Origin of the sequence: Kitasatospora sp. NPDC005856, from assembly GCF_040629945.1 — a bacterium.
Taxonomy (GTDB): Bacteria; Actinomycetota; Actinomycetes; order Streptomycetales; family Streptomycetaceae; genus Kitasatospora.
The window spans coordinates 1-15,605 of record NZ_JBEXWT010000142.1 but is presented as its reverse complement, the minus strand read 5'-3'; the positions used below and the strand labels follow the sequence as shown (position 1 = coordinate 15,605).

The following is a 15,605-nucleotide window of genomic DNA, read 5'->3' as shown; positions in this document are numbered from 1 at the left end:
TCCGGACCCGGACCTGGTGCGCGGCCGGCTCGGGCACCGGACGCTCCTCGACGACCAGCGGTGCGGTGAAATCGCGGACGACGGCGGCCTTCATGCGCTGCTCCTCGGACGTGCGGGCGGGTGCTGCCGGCGGCTGCACGGGGGCGCAGCCGCCACCAGCCTCACCCGACGGGGTGATCTTCGCCGTTTGAACTAGGCCGAAAGGGTGATCATTCGTCCGCGTGTTCCCGCAGGTCAGCGAACCGGCATCGACATGTACACCGCCCGCCGTCCGTAGCAGGCGGGCACCGGCACCTCCCGGTGCGCCCGGTAGCCGAGCAGCCGCAGCAGGATGTCCGCCCCGCGCACCGCGACCATCGAGATCCGCTCGAACCCCTGCTCGTCCGCCTGCTCCCGGAAGTGCCGGATGAAGCCCAGCGCGACGTCCCGTCCGCGCAGCTCCTCGGCGATCACCAGGTCGTGCACGTGCAGGTTGGTCGAACGGAAGGCCTGCTCCTCCGGGCGGCTGAGGTCCGGGCAGCGCAGCGGCGGGTAGGGCAGGCTCAGCAGGTAGCCGCGCACCGTGCCGTGCTGCTCCAGCACGAAGCAGGTGCCGGGCGAGCTGCGGGCGCGCGACTGGAGCGCCTCCCGGCCCTCGGACAGGCCGTCGGCCGCGTAGGCGGCGTGCTCCAGCGCGACGACGGCGTCCCAGTCGCCGTCGGCCAGCCGCCGGATCCGGAGGTCCTCGCTCACCGGACCGGCGCGTCCGTGCCGGTGCCGGCGCCGTTCGTGCCGTCCGTGCCGGCGTCCGTCCCGTCCGTGCCGGCGTCCGTCCCGTCCGTGCCGGCGTCCGTCCCGTCCGTCCCGTCCGCGTCCGCGTCGAGTCCCTCCGTACCGGTGCGGAGCCCCTCCGCGCGGGCGGCGGCCACCATCGGCGCCCAGGCCTCGATCAGCACCGCCCACCGCTCGGCGTCCTGCCGGGCCTCGTCCAGGAGCTGCTCCCGCCGTCCGGCCATCACGTCCGCGAGTTCGGCGTACTTGCCGCCCAGCTTGCGGTAGGAGCGGTCCAGGACGTCCAGGCAGTGCACGTTTCCGGCCCGGTCCCAGTGGACGCTGCCCCGCGCCAGGTCGAGGATCGGCTCGACCTTCAGTCCGTTCCGCTCGTCCAGCAGTCCGCGGCCGAGGTCGATCATCCCGCCGTAGACCGGGTACAGGTACAGCATCGAGAGCAGGAACTTGACGAACCGCAGCTGGTAGGAGACGAAGCCGGCGCCGGTGCGGCGCTCGGGCGTGTAGTAGTTGACGATGTGGCGGTTGTGGACGACACCGGGCAGCCGGGAGTGGACCAGGGCGTGCAGCAGGGCGTAGTCGCTGCCGATGGTCTCGGTCGCGGGCAGCAGCGGCAGCACCTCGTAGGCCCGGTGGTCCAGGGCGATGTTGCACATGTAGACGTCCCAGATGTCGGGCACGCCGAGGACGGATTCGTCGGTGTCGAACGGCTCGGAGCCGGCGCCCTTGAACGAGATGTCCACCATCGCGTCCCTCTCCTCCTCCGACCACACCGGAGGGGTCCACAGGCGCACCACGTCGCGGTAGACGGCCGGGTCCAGCTCGTGGATCTCGCCGATGTCCACGTTGAGTTCGCCGATGAAGGAGCCGCTGACCAGCATCACCGGCTTGTCCGCGTCGGCCGGGTCGAGCTCGGAGCGGGACACGCCGGCCACCGCCTCGCCGGCCGGCCGGCCGATCGACAGCAACTCGTGGTGGATCGGGAAGATCTTCCGGCCGTCGACGACCTGGAAGTCGGCGTCGTCGTTGCGCAGGTGCGCCGAGGTGCAGCCCAGGGCGGCCGCACCCAGGAAGAGCCGGTTGACGCAGGAACCGTACGCGACGGCCCGCGGGAGCATCAGGTCGAGCAGCAGTTCGGGGTCGGCGGCGCCGGAGCGCTCGGACACCCGGCGCAGGAACTCCCGCTGCCGCGCCTCGCCGAGGTGGTGGACGACCACGCCGGGGGCGGGCTCCAGCGCGGCCACGGCGCCCGCGTTCTCCGCGAACCCGCCGGCGTCGGTGGTGTCGAGGATGAGGAGGTGCACCTCGACCCCGAAGTTCGCGACGGCGTAGGCCGCCTCCTCGGCGAGTTCCGCGATGGTGTCGGGGCAGGGCCGCATGGTGGGCAGGGCGAGGCAGACTCTTTGCATGGTGCGGATTTCTCCATCGGGTCGTCAGATTCGGTTCCACGGCGGCGAGTTGTTTGCACGCGGAAGTCCCGGGCGCGGGCTGGTGCCGGTCCGCCGGACCACCGTGGACTAGACCACTTTTGATGTCAACGATTGACAGCCGAGGCCTCGGCGGGGTGGAATGCGCCCCCTCCCGCGCGATCCGCCGCCCCCGCACGGGCGCCGGAATCGCACGCAGGGGCGAACAACCCCCGCAGAGTCGAACGGCCGGACGGGCAAGGGGGGTTCATCGCCGGGCATTTGCGCCGTCGGGGTCAATTCGCGAGCCGTACCTGCCGATACCGGAAGTGATGCCCTCACGCCGTTCGGAGGAGCCCGCAATGCCCGAACTGTGGCTGCCCGGTGCCGAGATCCACGACCTCGGCGACCACGCGCCGACCGATCAGCAGTACCCGCCGAAGGCCATCGCCCACATCACCTGGGACCGCAACGCGACCGCGACCGCGCCGCAGGACTGGTGCCCCTACGAGGACCTGGTCGGCTACTTCACCGGCAGCGGCGCCGGCAGCGCGCCGCACCTGGTCTGGGACCCGTTCAGCGGCCGCACGGCGCAGCTGTTCCCGGCCGACTCCCGCTCGAAGAGCCTGCTCAGCCCCGCCGAGAGCCCGACCCGCACCAACCGGGCCGGGCAGGTGGTGATCCAGATCGAGGCCGTCTTCTTCCCCTACTGCCGCTACCGGGGCGGCGTCTACCCGCGACTGGTCGACACCCCGTGCGCGGGCTGGGACCGGATCCACGCCTGGACCTCCTCCTGGGGCGTGCCCGACATCTGGCCGATGGGCCAGCCCGCCGACTTCTCCGGCCACCGCGACGAGCGGGCCTGGGAGGCCTTCGGCGGCTGGTACGCGCACGCCCACGTCCCGTACAACGACCACACCGACCCCGGCTCCTGGCCCGACTTCACGGCCGGGCCGGGCTCCCCGGGCACCCCGCCCCCGCAGCAGCACCCGGTGCCCCCGGCCACGCCCGCCCGCTACCAGGTCAGCATCAACGACCTGCCGTACGGCTACGGCGCCCAGGGCTACCAGGTGACAGTGGTCGGGCGGGCGCTGGTCTCGCACGGCTTCGGCGACCACTACCGCTCCGGCCCCGGCCCGAACTGGACGGACGCGGACACCGCGAACTACGCGGACTACCAGGGGAGTCTGGGCTACTCCGGGCAGGCGGCGGACGGCGTCCCGGGCGAGGCCTCGCTGCGCCGGCTGCTCGGCTACCTGCCCGGCCGGCGGACGGTCTCGGTGACCCACGTGATCGAGGCCGCCCGGACCGACCCGGGGGCCGAGCAGGGGCACCTGACGTACCCGGCCGAGGCGGCGATCGTGGAGCAGGCGCTCGTGGACGAGGGGCTGCTCGACCAGCGCTGGGTGGACGGCTCGTTCGGCAGCCGGACGGTCTCCGCGTACGCGGCCTGGCAGCGGCGCTGCGGGTACGAGGCGGGGGCCGCGGACGGGATTCCCGGCCCGGCCTCGCTGTACCGGCTGGGCGCGGCGCAGGGGTTCGCGGTGACCGACTGAGGCCGGTGCCGCTCCCGGGGAGGCGTCGCACGGGGCCGGGCCCCGGACGGCCGGGGGTGGTGCGGACGGCACTGCTCCCGGGAGCTGATGTCCGGCGGTTCCCGGGGGCGGCGTACTCGCCCGGGAGTAGACGAGGTTACTTCCACCGTCAGATGCCGGATGAGGCGCGGGCGGGAGAGCCTGGGGCCGTCCTCGTGACCCCGACTCGAAGGAGGTACCCGTGCGTTCGCCCACCGGCGCCGTCGCGGCGTCCGAACCGACGTCGTCACGGCGGGTGGCGGCACCCGCGCCCGGGGGCCGCCGCCTGCCGCCGGCGGTGCGCAAACCGCTGGTCGCCCTGCACCTCGTCGCCTCGGTGAGCTGGCTGGCCCTGATGCTCTGCCTGCTCACCCTGGCGGTGACGGCCCTGACGACCGGGGACGCCGACCGGCTGCGCACCGCCTACCGGGCGATGGGTCTGCTCGGTGACGCGCTGATCCTGCCGCTGAGCCTGCTCACCTTCCTGAGCGGGGTGGCGCTCGGGCTCGGCACGTCCTGGGGGCTGTTCCGGTACTACTGGGTGAGCACCAAGTTCTGGCTGACGCTGGGGGCGATGACGGCCTCCGTCCTCGCCCTCACCGGCCGGCTGCACGACGCGGTGCGGGTGGCGGACGCGCATCCGACGGGCCCGATCACGGTGGCGGACCTCGGCTTCGTCCGCTACAACACGGTGATCGTTCCGGCGGTGGCGCTGACGCTCTATCTGTTCAACGTGATCCTCTCGGTGTACAAGCCCTGGGGCCGCCGCAAGGCCCATGCCAGATCCGCGTCCCCGGACACGGTCGGGGCCGAGGCCAAGGGTGAGGCCGAGGCCATCGACACCCGTCCGGCCCGAATACCCGGAGCGGGCGACTGATCGGCACGCGGTGGGCCGCGGTCCGAGCGCCCGGGGAATGCCTGTGCGGGGGAGAGGCGTTGTCCACCGACGTGACCAGTGCCGCGCCCACGACCAGGCTGTCCGTGCTCGACCGCTCCCGCACCAGACAGGGTGAGGAGCCGGCCCAGGCACTGCGGGGCACGGTGGCCTTCGCCCGCGAGATGGAGCGGCTCGGCTACCACCGGTTCTGGGTGTCCGAGCACCACGGCGTGCCGGGGGTGGCCGGGTCGGCACCCACCGTGCTCGCCGCGGCGGTGGCGGCGGCCACCTCGCGCATCAGGGTCGGAACCGGCGGGGTGATGCTGCCCAACCATCAGCCGCTGGTGGTGGCCGAGCAGTTCGGGGTGCTGGCCGCGCTGTTCCCGGGGCGGATCGACATGGGGCTCGGGCGCTCGGTGGGCTTCACCGACGGTGTCCGGCGGGCGCTCGGACGGGAGAAGGAGGCCGCGGACGCGTTCGGTGCCCAGCTGGCCGAACTGCTCGGCTACTTCGACGGCTCGCAGGAGGTGAATCGCGGGGTCCACGCCCGGCCGGCCGAAGGCCTGCACGTCCCGGCCTTCGTCCTGGCCACCGGTACGGGCGCCGACCTGGCCGCCGAGGCGGGCCTCCCGTTGGTGATCGCCGCCCCGCGCGGAGTGGACCGGATGCTTGAGGCGATCGACCGCTACCGCACCCGGTTCCGTCCTTCCGCGCAGGCCGCCGAGCCGTACGTGGTGGTCTCGGGCACGGTGGCGGTCGCCGACACGGCCGAGCGCGCGCGTGAGCTGCTCGTCCCGGAGGCCTGGTCCGGCGCGTACTCCCGCACCCACGGCGAGTTCCCGCCGCTGACCCCGGCCGCCGAAGTCCGGGCCCGGGAGATGACGCCCCGGGAGCGGGCCGCGTTCGAGCAGTCACTCAAGGGCCACATCGCGGGCACCCCGGAGCAGGCCGTCGCCGAGCTGGCGGCGCTGGTGGAGCGCAGCGGGGCGGACGAGTTCCTGGTCACCACCAGCACCTACGACCGCGCCGAGCTGCTCGACTCCTACCGGCTCCTCGCCGAGGCCTTCGGCCAGGTCTGACCGGGCGACGGCAGGACGACGGCAGGCCGGGGCGCGGCGCCGGGCGGCACCGGGCTCCCTGCACGGCCCGCCGCTCGGCCCCCGTCGACCTCGGTCGTCCCGAGCCGCGCGTACACCTCCGGCCGTCGGGCGCGAGCGCGCCGACCGGGCCTTCGGACTCGGGCTCACCGCCCTGATCGAGGGCCGCCGGGCGGTGTCGGGCCGACCGGCTCCGGTTCGAGTTCCGTGACCGTGTCCTCTTATCGCACTTTTGGGCTGGAAACCCTCCCTCGGGGCTCGATACCGGCCAAGGTGCCGTGCCAGGTGGCCGGTGAACGACGCTCCAACGCCCCTGTTCCACCAGTGGGGTCACCTCCCCCTTCGATCTGATGTGCCGTCAGGGATTGGCTGGAACTGGACGCAAGTGGTGTGAATATGCCATTGGAATGTTCGTCGTCTGGAATCCGGCAGTAGCCTTCCGTGTCGAACTAGCCACTGCTGGTGGTGAACCGGTCGGCGTCGCACTGCGCCCGGCCGCCCAGACCCCGCGAAGGAGCCGGTGTGCCCGGTATCGACGAATGCCTCTCCGGAGCAATGGCGATCCCAGGGGCCCGCGCCGCGAGCCTGGTCGACTGGAGCAGCGGGCTCGCCTTAGGCAGCCTCGGGGACAGCCCGAGCGGAGAGCACGAGACCTCCGCCGCCGAGGCGACCGACCTGGTACGGGCGGCCGTTGAGAGCCAGACCTTCACCGCGGTGGAGGATCGACGGGCCCCGCTGGAGGACATCATCGTCACCGCCGGCCGCAGCTACCACCTGATCCGCTTCATCGACACCGTCTTCGACAGCAGGCTCGTCCTGCACCTTTGGCTGGACCGCGCGGAGGGCAACCTCGCCGCCGCCCGCTTCCGCCTCCAGGCGCTCGCCGAGGAGCTGGTGCTGGGGTGAGCACGTGACCGCCGCGACCGGCACCGCGCCGCCGCCCCCGGCGGAGGTCGCCACCCCGGGGACCCCGGGCGAGGCGCTCGCCCTGCTCGCCGACCGCCGCGCCACCGGCGCCCTGCACGGGCCGCTCGGCAGCCTCCACCTGGTCGACGGGCGGGTGGCCGCCGCCGAGTCCTCCCGGGCTCCCGGTCTGGCCGACCTGCTCACCGGCTGCGGCCGGATCACCCCCGAGGACTGGGCGGAGCTGCTCCGGATCCACGGCCCGGGGGCGAGGGTCGGCGAGGCGCTGGTCGAACGGCGGCTGCTCACCCGGGGGGAGCTCGAACTCGGCCACCTGGGAACGTTGTTCGACGCCGCCTTCTTCGTCCTCGCCGATCCGGCCGGCGGGGTCTGGCGGTTCGAGGCCGGCGCCCGGCACTGGCTCGGACCGGTCGCGGAGGTCGACCCGGCCCGGATCCGCCGCGAGGTCGAGCGCCGGCGGCAACTGCTCGACGGGATCTGGCCGTGGGCGCAGCTCGACACCGCGCCCGTCCGCCCGACCGAGCACGGCCGCCGGCCGTCCCACCGACCCTCCGGACGCCGGCGACGTGAGCTGCTGGACCACGCGGACGGTCGCAGGACCCCGGCGGACCTGGCCAGGCTGCTCGGCCGCTCCGGCTTCGGCGTGACGGCCGACGTCCGCCGACTGGCCGCCGCCGGACTGCTGGACGCCTCGCGTCCGTCCGTCGCGCCCGGCCCGTTCGTCGCGCCCCGCCCGCCTGTTGCGCCCGGCGCGCCCCTCGCGCCCCTCGCGCCCTGCCGGTCGGACGTTCCCCGCCGGTCGGACGACCCCTGCCTGCCCGAAGTCCGCCCGCCGGTTGCGGGCCGACCGGCCGGAGGGCTGCACCGCCGGGTCCCCGGCGCCAGCCTCCGGGAGGCCGGCCTCCAGGGTGCCGGCCTCCCCGGCGCCCCGGTCGCGACCGTTCCGGCTCCTGCCCCCGACGTCGCCCCCGCCCCCGATGCGACCCGCACCGGGACCGACACCCCCACGAGCACCGAACGCCCGCTCACGGCTGCGGCCCACCCGCTGGCCGTCCCCGACCCGGACATCGCGCTGCTGACCCGGATCCGAGACCTTCTGGAGGCCCGACTTTGACCCACTCCCCGCCCGCGACCCCGTCGTTCCGGCCATGAGGCGGGCACTCAAGCAGCGTGTCGGAAGGAGACAACTGATCGCCTTGGAGACCGAGTTGCTCGCCGAACTGCGCGCCGTCAAACACCGTGTCCCGCACCTCGCGGGCGGGTTGGTCGCCAGCGTGGACGGCCTGCTGATCGCGCACGACACCCACGGCACCGAACCCTCGGGACTGGCCGCGATGACGGCGGCCTCGCTCTCGCTGGCCCAGCGGCTCGCCGACACCACCGGCCAGGGCGAGTTCCGCGAGTCGCTGGTGCGCGGCGAGAACGGCTACGTCGCCACGTACGCGGCCGGCGGCAGCTGCGTGCTGACCCTGCTGGCGCACCCCGACGTCAACGTCGGCCGGCTGCACCTGGAGGCCCGCCGCAGCGCCCAGCGCATCGCCGGGCTGCTCAACGACGCCCTGGTGCCCAAGGACCCGCGCGAAGCGGGCTGACCAGGGCTGACCCGGGCCGAACACCGCACTACCACCACCTGAACCACCCACCACTGAACGGGAGTTACCCAGATGACCGACGCAGCCGGCGCGCTCAAGCAGGCCATGACCAGCATCGAGGGCGCCATCGGCGCGGCCCTGGTGGACTACAACAGCGGCATGGCGCTGGCCACCCTCGACGGCCCCGGCGGCCTGGACCTCAACGTCGCCGCCGCCGGCAACACCGACGTGGTCCGCGCCAAGATGCGCACCATGGACATGCTCGGCCTCCAGGACGGGATCGAGGACATCCTGATCACCCTGAGCAGCCAGTACCACCTGATCCGCCCGCTCACCGGCCGCACCGGCAAGGGTCTGTTCCTCTACCTCGCGCTGGACAAGTCGCGCGCCAACCTCGCGATGGCCCGCCACCAGCTGGGCCGGATCGAGGCCGATCTGGAGGTCTGACACGCCGCTCCGAGGCGCCGCTGCTCCGAGGCGCCGCCGCGCCGCGCGCCACTCCGAGGCGCCGTCCCGTCCCGCCGCGCCGCCCTGACGTGCGGCACGGTGCGGACGGCCCCGGCGGCGGCCCAACGCCCCGCCGGGGTGCGTCCGGCGGGGTCTCACCCCCGGGGCAGGTCCGGTCCGGCAACCTGCCCGCGCACCAGCTCGGCCGGCCCGCCCGCCCCGTCCCGGGCGGCCAGCGCGGCGGCCGTCCGGTCCCAGGAGGGGCCGGTCAGCAGCGCCCGCGCCTCGGCCGGATCGCAGAGCCGCCACTCCACCAGCTCTTCCTCCGGCAGCACGATCGAGTCGAGCATCGACTCCGTCACCGTGCCCCCGTCGAACACGTACACCAGGACGGCCGTGTCCCGACCGGTCGCCGGGTCCGCCGTCGGGTCGGCCGCCGTACCCGGCTGCCAGTCCAGTGCCAGAAGCGGCCCCGGGTCCATCTGCCAGCCGAGTTCCTCGCGGATCTCCCGTCGGGCCGCCTCCCGGGGCATCTCTCGGTCCGCCTCGACCCCGCCGCCCGGCAGCGTCCAGTGCGGGACCCGCCCGCGCGGCCCGTCCCACGGCCGCAGCCGCACCAGCAGGACCCGGCCGGCAGCGTCGGTGAACAGCGCCCGCGCCTTCGTCCGGATGCGTGGCCGGGTGGCGTAGTAGGTCTCCCGGTCCATCGGTGGCTCCGGTGGCTCCGGCGGGTTCTCGGTCGACGGCGTCAGCCCGGGCGCCGCGGCCAGCCCGGCGTACTCGGGGACCGGCCCGTCGACGGGCAGCCACCGGAGCGTGTGCCCGACCGGCCGGCTGTCCTCCAGCTCCAGCGGCCCGGCGTCGCGCGGTGCCCGCAGGCAGGCCGTCACCCGGCGCGACAGCCGGGGCGGCAGCGCACGCCCGGCCTGCTCCGCCGTCAGCCACGTCCACCCGCCGACCTCCGCCGCGTCCAGCCGGAACGCCGCCGCCTGCTCCGCCGTCAGCGGCTCGGCCCAGTACAGGTACACGACGATCGGCCGGTCGCCGTCGCGCAGCAGCGCCCAGTCCACGCCGGCCAGCGGTCCCAGTCGGGGCGTGAAGCCCAGCTCCTCCCGGATCTCCCGCACGGCGGTCTCCCGGGGCGACCGGTCCGCCGCCTCCCACCCGCCGCCCGGGATCGCCACCGGATCCTTCCGGTCGTACGGCAGCCGCACCACGAGCACCCGCCCGTCCGCGTCCGGGAACAGCACCCCCGCCGCCGCCAGAAGATCCCGCCCGGCCGTGCCCGCGCTCTCCACCCCGACTCCCTTCGCCGTGCTCTCCCCGGATACGACAACCCGGGCCACCCCGATGGTTCCCGCCGGGCGCACCGTCGACCAACCCCGATCGGGCGATCCCTGGGCCTGTCCCGCTGACCCCGCGGCCCCGCGGTCCTGCTGACCCCGCCGCCCCGGTGGGCTCCTCAGCCCAGGGAGGCCAGCGCCTGTGCCGCGGCGAGGGCCATCTGCTCGTCGTGCCGCCGGCTCCCGCCGCGCAGGCGGGCGACGCCCTCGGCCGCTGCCAGGGCGAGCAGGCCCGGCAGGAGGTCGGTGCTGCGGGCGGCGAGCCAGCGGGTGCCGCGGGTGGCCATCCACCAGAGGTCGGCGGCCAGGCCCGGCGGGGGTTCGGCGGGGGCGGCGGCCGGGGGCGGGCCGAGGGGGTGGCCGGCCTCGGCGAGCAGGTCGTGGAACCGCAGGGCGATCAGGTGGTGGCCCTCGGCGCTGGGGTGCAGGCGGTCCACGCTGAGCAGCCGGCGCTCCGTCAGCCACGGCAGCTCGGCGATGTGCAGGTGCACCGCCCGGTGGCGTTCGGTGAGGGCGTGCACCACGGTGTTGACGGCCCGCATCCGGCGCGCCAGCGGGCGGGCGAGCGGTGCCGGGAGCCGGAGCAGGCTGCCCGGGTCGGGCAGGCAGGCGGTCAGCAGCCGGGCGCCGTGGCCGGACAGTTCCCCCAGCGTGGCGTCCAGCTCCAGGGTGGCGCGCCGGATGTCGAAGCCCGTTCGCAGGGTGTCGTTGCCGCCGACGACCACGGCCGCGAGCTGCGGCCGCTGTGCCAGTGCGTCCGGAAGCTGGCGGGCCGTCAGTTCCGTGGTGAGTGCCCCGCTGTACGCCAGGTTGGTGAACTCGACGTCCCGTCCCTCGGGTGCCAGCGCGTGGGCCAGGACGGCGGCCCAGCCGCGCCAGTCCTCGCCGACCCGGTCCCCGATCCCTTCCGTCAGGGAGTCCCCGAGTGCGACGAAGCGCAGCAGCTCGCCCGCCGCGGGGCGCTCCCGCGCCGCCCGGTCACGCCCGGCTTCCAGCATGCTCATCCCGGCCCCCGTCCGCCTGCCTCGTCATGGCGCGCGCCGTGCGCCGCCAGGAACCCCGCCACCGCCGCCGGCCAGCCGTACCGCTCGGCCTGTGCCCGGGCGGCGGCCCGCCGAAGGTCCTCCGGCCGTCCGAGCAACTGCCGTACGGCGGAGGCGAATCCGCTGCCCGTGTCGACGGCCGCCGCTCCGGCGAGCCCGATCAGGCCGGGCAGCGCGGAGGAGCGGCTGACCGCCACCGGCGTCCCGCAGGCCAGCGCCTCCATCGCGGCCAGGCCGAAGGTCTCCACCGGCCCCGGCGCGAGCACCACGTCCGCGCAGCCCAGCAGCCCGGCCAGCTCGGCGCGCCCGCCCAGGTGCCCGAGGAAGCGCACCGGCAGCCGCTGCCGGGCGGCCCGGGCGGCCAGCCGTTCCCACAGCGGGCCGGTCCCGGCGACCACCAGCACCGCGGGCTGCCGCCGCGCCCGCAGGTCGGCCAGCGCCTCGATCGCCCGCTCGGGCCGCTTCTCCGCCGAGAGCCGCGAGCAGAGCACCAGCAGCGTCTCGTCCGGAGCGGCGTACCGGGCCCGTTCGGCCGCGCGTGCGGCCGGCGGGAGCGGTCGCATCGCGTCCAGGTCCACCCCCAGCGGTGCCCGGGCGAGGTTCGGGGCGCCGATCCGCCGGAACTCCGCCGCCGCCCAGTCGGTGGTGCAGAGCACCGCGTCGTAGGCGCGGGCCGTGGCCGCGTTGAGCCGGTCTGCCGCCGCGCCCGCCAGCGGTTCGGGCAGGCCCCAGGTGCGCAGCACCCCGGCGGCGCTCTCGTGCGAGACCATCACCGAGCGCACCCCGTGCCGCCGCGCCCAGGCGCCGGTCCACCGTAGGGTGGTGCGGTCGGACACCTCCAGCCGGTCGGGGGAGAACCTGGTCAGCTCGGCGGCCACCGCCCGCCGGTCGGTGAGCAGCCGGTAGCCGCCGCTGGCCGGCAGCACCGGGCCGGGCAGGGTGACCACCACCCCCTGGTCGGTCTCCTCCTCGCGGCGCCGTTCCCCGGGGACGATCAGCACCGGCCGGTGTCCGGCCGCCCGGTACCCGGCGCCGAGGTGGCGCAGCGCGGTGCGCAGGCCGCCGGAGACCGGGGTCACGAAGTTGGCGAGCCGGACGATCGTCAGAGCCTCGCCGGCCCTCGACGTCGGGCCGGTCCGCGGCGCCTCGCCGGCGGTCCCTGCGCTGCCGTCGGGAACGGGGGTCATGCCGGCAGCTCCTCCGGCAGAACGGGCGCCGCCGGCACGACCGGCTCCGGGGCGGTGGGCGGCAGCGGCAGCCCGCGGTGCTCGGCCAGCACCTCGGCGTAGTGCCGCAGCAGCAGGTCCCCGACCGCCTCCCAGCTGCGTCCGGTGACCTCGGCCCGTCCGGCCTGCCCGTACGCGGCCCGTCGCGCCGGGTCGGCGGCGAGTTCGGCCACCGCGCGGGCCACCGCCGCGCCGTCCCGGGGCGGCACCAGCAGGCCGGTGCGGTGGTGGGCGACGAGGTCCAGCGGTCCGCCCGCTGCCGGGCCGATCACCGGTACGCCGCTGGCCATCGCCTCCTGGATGGTCTGACAGAAGGTCTCCAGCGGGCCGGTGTGCACGAAGACGTCCAGGGTCGCGAAGCAGCGGGCCAGTTCGTCACCGGTGCGCCGGCCGAGGAACACCGCGCCGGGCATCGAGGACTTCAGCCCGGGTGCCGAGGGGCCGTCCCCGACGACCACCACCCGCACCCCGGGCAGCGCCGAGGCCGCCGCCAGCAGGTCGACCCGCTTCTCCGGTGCCAGCCGTCCGACGTACCCCGCCAGCACCTCACCGCCGGGGGCGAGCGCCCGGTGCAGCGCCTCGTCCCGGTGCCGGGGGTGGAACCGCACCGAGTCCACTCCGCGCGGCCACAGCTGGACCCGGGGCACCCCGTGCGCGGTGAGGTCCTGGGCGGCGGGGGTGGAGGGCGCCAGGGTGCGGGCGGCCGCGCGGTGCACGGCCCGGATCCGCCGCCAGGCGGCGGCCTCGCCGAGTCCCCGCCCGGCCCGGTAGGCGTGGGCGTACCCGGCCAGGTCGGTCTGGTAGACGGCCACGGCGGGCACTCCGAGTCGCGCCGCGACCTGCATCCCGCGCGCGCCGAGCACGAACGGGCTGGCCAGGTGGACGATGTCCGGCCGGTGCCCGGCGATCGCGGCCGCCAATTGCCGGCTGGGCAGGGCGATCCGCACCTGGGGGTACCCGGGCAGCGGCACCGACGGGATGCGCACCACGGGAATCCCGTCCGCCGTGGCGTTGCCGAAGCTCGCCGGCGGGCATGCGGCGCCCCGTGCCGGCGCGGGGGTGACGACGAGGGGTTGGTGGCCCCGGCGGACCAGGTGCTCGGCCGTCCGCAGCACGCTGTGGGCGACTCCGTTGACCTCGGGCGGGAAGGATTCGGTGACGATGACGACGCGCATGCCGCTGTTCTGTCCGCGCCCGGCGTGCACCCGGCCAAAGGGATCTGTCGTACAGGCGAACGCGGGTCGGCGATTTGCACCGCCGACCCGCGCCCCGGAGCGCGTCCGGTCACAGCGTCCCGGCGGTCTCCTTGAGCTCCGCGTACGGCGCGAGCTTGCGGATCGACTCGATGCTCTTCAGGCAGTCGTCCTTGCTCTCCTGCGGGTCGCCGGTCACCACGATCGTCCCGTTGCTCGCCTTGAGCCGGAACCGGTGCATGCCGCCCTCGTCCACGTACAGCTCGAATTTGCCAGCCATGCCAGAAACAGCCTTCCGCTCGGATGACCCCCTGGAACCGCACCGTAGGGTCAAATCCCTTGTGCGGCGCGCCAGATGATCCATTGGAGTGCACCGGAACGGACGTCGGCGGGACGGTAGGGTCAGGCCTGCGGCCCGCTTCGTGCGGCTGCCAGCCCGGTGACGGTGGCGGTCAGGATGCGGGCGAGCCGGGGTTCGACCTCGATGACGGCGTGTGCCAGCCGGGGGTCGCCGCGGTAGAGGGCGGCGACCTCGGCGCCGGGGTTCGCGATCTGCCACATGGCTCCGGCCAGGGAGACGGCGGTGGCGATCAGGTCGACGACGTCCTGGTCGTCCAGTGCGGGCAGCTGTTCGCGGACGGCCGCGCCGATCGGTTCGCGGGCGGCGAGCGTGGCGAGCTTGAAGTCGCGTACGGCGTCGAGCGAGACGTTGCGTTCGAGGTTGAGCGGGGCGTGGGCGAGCAGGTCGCAGAACATCCCGCGGGCCGCGAGTGTGGTGGCGAACGCCCGCGCCACGGCGGCCGGTCCGGGCTCCGCGGCCTCCCGCAGTCGCGCGGTCAGCGCGTCCGACCACTCCGCCCAGCCCTCGGCGGTGAGCCGCAGGAAGATCTCCTCGCGGGTCTCGAAGTACCGCAGCAGCGCCGACTTGTGCATCCCCACCTCGGCGGCGATGTCGGTCAGCGTGACGTCCCTGATGCCGCGCTCGCGGCCGAGCGAGCGGGCCGCCGCCAGGATCGCGGCCTCGCGCCGACGCTTGGCCTCGGGCGAGCGTGCGCGCTGGAACTCCGATGCTTCATCCACCCGCCCATGGTAGGGCGACGCCGTTGCCTTAATAGCGAAACGCCGTTGCGCTAATAAGGCAACGGTGTTTTACTAGCGGCATGGAGCAGAACACGGAGCAGCACACCGAACAGACCTGGTTCATCACCGGCAGCTCGCGCGGCTTCGGCCGCGCCCTCGTCCGCGCCGCGCTCGAAGCCGGCGACCGGGTGGCCGCGACCGCCCGCCGGCCCGAGCAACTCGCCGACCTCGCCGAGGAGTTCGGCGACCGGATCCGCCCGATCGCGCTGGACGTCACCGACCCGGCGGCCGCCCGGGCCGCCCTCGCCGAGGCGCACGCCGCCTTCGGCCGGATCGACGTGCTGGTGAACAACGCCGGCTACGCCAACGTCTCGCCGATCGAGACCACCGACGACGCCGACTTCCGCGCCCAGTTCGAGACCAACTTCTGGGGCGTCTACCACGTCACCAAGGCCGCGCTCCCGCTGCTGCGCGAGCAGAAGGGCGGGCTGGTCGTGCAGTTCTCCTCGATGGGCGGGCGGGTCGGCGGCTCCGCCGGCATCGCCTCCTACCAGGCGGCGAAGTTCGCGATCGACGGGTTCAGCCGGGTGCTGCGCACCGAGGCCGCGCCGTTCGGTGTGCGGGTGCTGGTGGTCGAACCCAGCGGCTTCCGCACCGACTGGGCCGGCTCCTCGATGGTCGTCCACGAGGTCCCGGAGGCCTACGGCGAGACGGTCGGCGCCATGAACGAGCTGATGCGGCAGGGCGGCGCCGGCACCGCGGGCGATCCGGTCCGCGCCGCCGAGATCCTGGTCCGGGTGGCCAAGCGGCGCGACATCCCCCACCACCTGCCGCTCGGGGTCAACGCCGCCGAGGGCACGATCGCCATGGACCGGCGGCTCCTGGCGGAGGACACCAGGTGGCGCGAGGTGGCCCGCTCGGCCGACTTCGCCGAGGACTACCCGGTCGCCTTCCCGGCGGACTCGACCGACTGACCGGTCCGTCGTGCAGGTCGGCTGACCTGCACGGCCGAGCCGACGCCCGGTGATCACCGGG

16 protein-coding genes are annotated in these 15,605 nt (G+C 74.8%); 8 read left to right on the top strand and 8 right to left on the bottom strand.

The features are described from left to right. Window positions 1-234: 234 nt before the first annotated feature. Both ABZ449_RS39945 and ABZ449_RS39940 read right to left on the bottom strand, forming a co-directional pair. Complete coding sequence (locus ABZ449_RS39945) at window positions 235-732, bottom strand: GNAT family N-acetyltransferase (RefSeq protein WP_360356473.1); 498 nt, start codon at window positions 730-732, stop codon at window positions 235-237. Continuing rightward, window positions 729-2,177: a DUF6271 family protein gene (locus ABZ449_RS39940; protein ID WP_360356470.1), complete on the bottom strand. Its 1,449-nt coding sequence runs from the start codon at window positions 2,175-2,177 to the stop codon at window positions 729-731. The genes ABZ449_RS39945 and ABZ449_RS39940 overlap by 4 nt, the downstream gene beginning before the upstream one ends. 359 nt (window positions 2,178-2,536) lie before the next feature. Here ABZ449_RS39940 and ABZ449_RS39935 point away from each other — a divergent pair, with 359 nt between their 5' ends. From ABZ449_RS39935 to ABZ449_RS39905, 7 genes are all read left to right on the top strand, one after another. Beyond that, window positions 2,537-3,730 carry a peptidoglycan-binding protein gene (locus tag ABZ449_RS39935; RefSeq protein WP_360356468.1) on the top strand — a complete coding sequence of 398 codons (1,194 nt, stop codon included), beginning with the start codon at window positions 2,537-2,539 and terminating at the stop codon, window positions 3,728-3,730. 220 nt (window positions 3,731-3,950) lie between these two features. Next, window positions 3,951-4,625 (top strand): DUF2269 domain-containing protein, encoded by a 675-nt coding sequence (locus tag ABZ449_RS39930; protein ID WP_360356465.1) that lies wholly within the window; start codon window positions 3,951-3,953, stop codon window positions 4,623-4,625. 71 nt (window positions 4,626-4,696) lie between these two features. Beyond that, complete coding sequence (locus ABZ449_RS39925; protein ID WP_360356476.1) at window positions 4,697-5,704, top strand: LLM class flavin-dependent oxidoreductase; 1,008 nt, start codon at window positions 4,697-4,699, stop codon at window positions 5,702-5,704. 540 nt (window positions 5,705-6,244) lie between these two features. Next, window positions 6,245-6,628 carry a hypothetical protein gene (locus tag ABZ449_RS39920; protein WP_360356463.1) on the top strand — a complete coding sequence of 128 codons (384 nt, stop codon included), beginning with the start codon at window positions 6,245-6,247 and terminating at the stop codon, window positions 6,626-6,628. Between the two features lie 4 nt (window positions 6,629-6,632). Further along, complete coding sequence (locus ABZ449_RS39915; protein WP_360356461.1) at window positions 6,633-7,760, top strand: hypothetical protein; 1,128 nt, start codon at window positions 6,633-6,635, stop codon at window positions 7,758-7,760. Between the two features lie 82 nt (window positions 7,761-7,842). Beyond that, the gene (locus tag ABZ449_RS39910; protein ID WP_360356458.1) at window positions 7,843-8,238 is read left to right on the top strand and encodes a roadblock/LC7 domain-containing protein; all 396 of its coding nucleotides are present in this window, start codon (window positions 7,843-7,845) and stop codon (window positions 8,236-8,238) included. Window positions 8,239-8,310: 72 nt separating this feature from the next. After that, window positions 8,311-8,685, top strand: a complete 375-nt coding sequence (locus ABZ449_RS39905) for a hypothetical protein (protein WP_360356456.1) — start codon at window positions 8,311-8,313, stop codon at window positions 8,683-8,685. 155 nt (window positions 8,686-8,840) lie between these two features. Here the strand turns inward: ABZ449_RS39905 and ABZ449_RS39900 are convergent, their stop codons facing one another. The 6 genes from ABZ449_RS39900 to ABZ449_RS39875 form a co-directional block, all read right to left on the bottom strand. Next, entirely contained in the window at window positions 8,841-9,983 is a 1,143-nt protein-coding gene (locus ABZ449_RS39900) for an NUDIX hydrolase (protein ID WP_360356453.1), read from the bottom strand. 164 nt (window positions 9,984-10,147) lie between these two features. Beyond that, a complete protein-coding gene (locus ABZ449_RS39895) occupies window positions 10,148-11,032 on the bottom strand; it encodes an SGNH/GDSL hydrolase family protein (protein WP_360356450.1) in 885 nt (294 codons plus the stop codon). Beyond that, the gene (locus ABZ449_RS39890; protein ID WP_360356447.1) at window positions 11,029-12,258 is read right to left on the bottom strand and encodes a glycosyltransferase; all 1,230 of its coding nucleotides are present in this window, start codon (window positions 12,256-12,258) and stop codon (window positions 11,029-11,031) included. The genes ABZ449_RS39895 and ABZ449_RS39890 overlap by 4 nt, the downstream gene beginning before the upstream one ends. After that, window positions 12,255-13,472 (bottom strand): glycosyltransferase family 1 protein, encoded by a 1,218-nt coding sequence (locus ABZ449_RS39885; RefSeq protein ID WP_360356445.1) that lies wholly within the window; start codon window positions 13,470-13,472, stop codon window positions 12,255-12,257. The genes ABZ449_RS39890 and ABZ449_RS39885 overlap by 4 nt, the downstream gene beginning before the upstream one ends. Before the next feature lie 109 nt (window positions 13,473-13,581). Then, the gene (locus tag ABZ449_RS39880; RefSeq protein WP_360356443.1) at window positions 13,582-13,770 is read right to left on the bottom strand and encodes a DUF1508 domain-containing protein; all 189 of its coding nucleotides are present in this window, start codon (window positions 13,768-13,770) and stop codon (window positions 13,582-13,584) included. Between the two features lie 122 nt (window positions 13,771-13,892). Further along, window positions 13,893-14,570 carry a TetR family transcriptional regulator gene (locus ABZ449_RS39875; RefSeq protein ID WP_360356440.1) on the bottom strand — a complete coding sequence of 226 codons (678 nt, stop codon included), beginning with the start codon at window positions 14,568-14,570 and terminating at the stop codon, window positions 13,893-13,895. Between the two features lie 80 nt (window positions 14,571-14,650). On the opposite strand from ABZ449_RS39875, the gene ABZ449_RS39870 reads away from it, so the two are divergent. Continuing rightward, a complete protein-coding gene (locus tag ABZ449_RS39870) occupies window positions 14,651-15,544 on the top strand; it encodes an SDR family NAD(P)-dependent oxidoreductase (RefSeq protein ID WP_360356438.1) in 894 nt (297 codons plus the stop codon). Window positions 15,545-15,605 lie beyond the last annotated feature (61 nt).